Here is a 2,666-nt window from a genome sequence, read left to right as displayed (position 1 = left end):
TGCTCTACTTACTCTCAGTCCGCGTGCCAAGAGCGCGTGGTGTGGCCTAACATCTCGTTCAAGGCGGACGGCTTCGCCGCCGCTTAACTCCAGCGTTAGCCTTTATGCACCCAACGGCCGCCACATTCCTTGCCATGTCTTCTGAGCAACAGCGCACCGTGCATCTGCGCCTGCTTGACCACGCTATGGTGGTTTGGGAGCAATACTTCTCCTCAGGTGCTAACCCTACGTATGTCGAATCCGTCGCAGGCACAATTCAAGCGCTAGATGTTCGGCTTCCGTCCGAAGCGCTGGCGGCTATCCGTGAGCGGCACGATCAGGCAAATATCGCAGCCCGCTACCGCGAGCCAATTGTCAGCCTTCAAGACTCCGACCTCGTGCTTCCTGAGTCAGCTGAATTTGCTTATTACGCTGTCTACAATGCATTCTGCTTGCATGTCGTGGGTCGCAAGGTCGATCCTTGGACCATCGTCAATCAGGTGCTGTCTGCCGTAGGCGTAGAGCAAGCAATTCCTGTTCTAGACGCCGCGGTAAATGGCTAACCAGTCATCCAAGCGGACGGCTCCGCCGCCGCTTAATTCCAGCGTTATGCCTCAGGAGCTACATCGTGGTGTATTTGAGAGCACTGGCCACATTGGCACTTCTTGGCACAATCGCATGGTCTGTGTATGCGCCTGGGTTCGAGCCATTCCTAGCCGTAATTGGTGCAGTTGCCACGTTACTTTCCCTCTTCGTCGTCGAACGGCATAAAAAGAGGACGGCTGCACTGAAGCAGACTGTTTCAAGATCATCGACCGGTATACAAGCCGGAGGTGATATTCATATCGGAACAATCAGGGCTAACAACCGTGAGAAGTAGAGATCTAGAGCAGAATGCCACTCAAGGGGGCACCGCGCTCCAAGCTGGCGGCGACATCGTCATCACCTCGACTGGACTCACTTATACGGAGATCAAAGAGATCGCCCTAGATGTATTTAGAGCAAATTTCTATCAGCTTTCTGGAATTGCCAAACAGACCGCATCGGATCGAGCGGAGGAGATTACGGAAGCATTCCTGTCTAAGCTTCAGGTCGAAAATCCAGAGGGCTTTCAACAGGCGAACGATCCAAGTTTTCAATACGCGCTTCTAACCGTTCAGAAGGAACATGCAAGAATCGGAGACAAAGATTTGGGAGATCTCTTGGTTGATCTTTTAGTTGATCGGAGCAAACACGAGTGTCGCGACATACTACAGATCGTACTAGACGAGTCTTTAAATACAGCACCAAAACTCACAGACAATCAATTGGCAGTTCTTGCCATAACATTTTTGTTCAGGTATACCCAGCATAACGGCATTGGAAACCATCAACTGCTGGGCGAATACTTTGACAAATTCGTAATTCCATTTGCCCAGAAGATTGTCAAGAACGCGGCCTGTTATCAACACTTGGAGTTTACGGGCTGTGGCGCAATCGGCGCTATGGAAGTCAAACTTGAAACGATCCTAGGAAAGACCTATCACGGTCAGTTTCTCAAAGGGTTCGATCCAAAGGAAGTGGAAGAAAAGAAGCTATCTGTTGGACTAGATTCAAGATTCTTCATTCCATGTCTAAATGATAAGGCGAAGGTTCAAGTACGCGCAAACAGTCACGAATCACTAGATCGACTACTAGCGGACCAAGGCATTGACGCGGAAGACAGCGGAAAGATCAAAGCGCTGTTTGACGTCGGTAAAATGGGAGACGATGAAATAAAAGAAAAATGCATAGAGCTTCGACCATACATGTCGCAGGCCTTTGACGTATGGTCTGATTCAAACATGAAACATTTTACGCTGACAAGCGTGGGTATAGCCATAGCTCACGCGAACGTCAAACGCCTAGTCGGTGAGTTTGCAGATCTTGCGATTTGGATCAACTGAGGCATAACTAGTCATTCAAGCGGACGGCTCCGCCGCCGCTTAATTCCAGCGTTAGGCCGCAGATGTGCCCTTAAAGAATCCCATCATCTTTACGATTCTGGTGCTTGCTGTACTGCTCGGCGCCAGCATCGTCACATATATCTATGGCATGCCCCTGCTGCAAGGATCTCAGGTCGGTTGCCAAGATGGCAGCGGCGGTGGCCTCCGAGCCTTTGGTTGTTCCACATCATTCAGTACGTTCATGTTCTGGGTTGTTGTCGTTGTCTCCTTGGCAATCGGCGGTATCTGGAGCAAATTTGGTCGGCAATAAACATGTGTTCGGTCTCACCGAATCTGGCGTTGCGGCCTAACATCTCGTTCAAGGCGGACGGCTACGCCGCCGCTTAACTCCAGCGTTAGACCGCACAAGGGGAAACATGAACATCAAAGCTCTGTTATTCACCATCGCTGGCGCCGTTGTGGCCCTCTTCTATGCGCTCGAGGCGTTCCTGGAGTTCCGGGCAGGCGGCATTGCCGCACCGTTGTTCGTCAAGGTTCTTATCTGCGCCATCGGTGTCTACGTATTCTTTCGCTACATCAAGCTCATCAAGAACCGCAGCGCGGATGGCTCCTCAGACGGCGCGGTCTAACATCTCGTTCAAGGCGGACGGCTTCGCCGCCGCTTAACTCCAGCGTTAGAGGGCATATGGGAGTTCAACGGCTCGGGCGCGATACAACGAGCGTCGATTCGCTTGTCTGGAACGGTCATGGCTTTGACGGCGC

General features: G+C 51.6%; 3 protein-coding genes. All 3 read left to right on the top strand.

Features of this window, described 5'->3' with window-relative positions; translation table 11 throughout:
• The first annotated feature begins 134 nt into the window (after positions 1-134).
• Positions 135-542: a hypothetical protein gene (locus ASG75_RS16345; RefSeq protein ID WP_157616950.1), complete on the top strand. Its 408-nt coding sequence runs from the start codon at positions 135-137 to the stop codon at positions 540-542.
• Positions 543-848: 306 nt separating this feature from the next.
• On the top strand, positions 849-1,904 hold the full coding sequence (locus tag ASG75_RS16010) for an LPO_1073/Vpar_1526 family protein (protein WP_082547575.1): 1,056 nt from the start codon (positions 849-851) through the stop codon (positions 1,902-1,904).
• A 416-nt stretch (positions 1,905-2,320) separates the two neighbouring features.
• Positions 2,321-2,533, top strand: coding sequence for a hypothetical protein (locus ASG75_RS11470; protein ID WP_056388999.1), 213 nt, complete (start codon positions 2,321-2,323; stop codon positions 2,531-2,533).
• The last annotated feature ends 133 nt before the right edge of the window (positions 2,534-2,666 follow it).

The organism is Rhodanobacter sp. Soil772 (assembly GCF_001428385.1).
In the GTDB taxonomy this organism is placed as follows: domain Bacteria; phylum Pseudomonadota; class Gammaproteobacteria; order Xanthomonadales; family Rhodanobacteraceae; genus Rhodanobacter.
The sequence above is the reverse complement of the archived record's forward strand: the minus strand, read 5'-3'. Positions and strand labels throughout refer to the sequence as shown.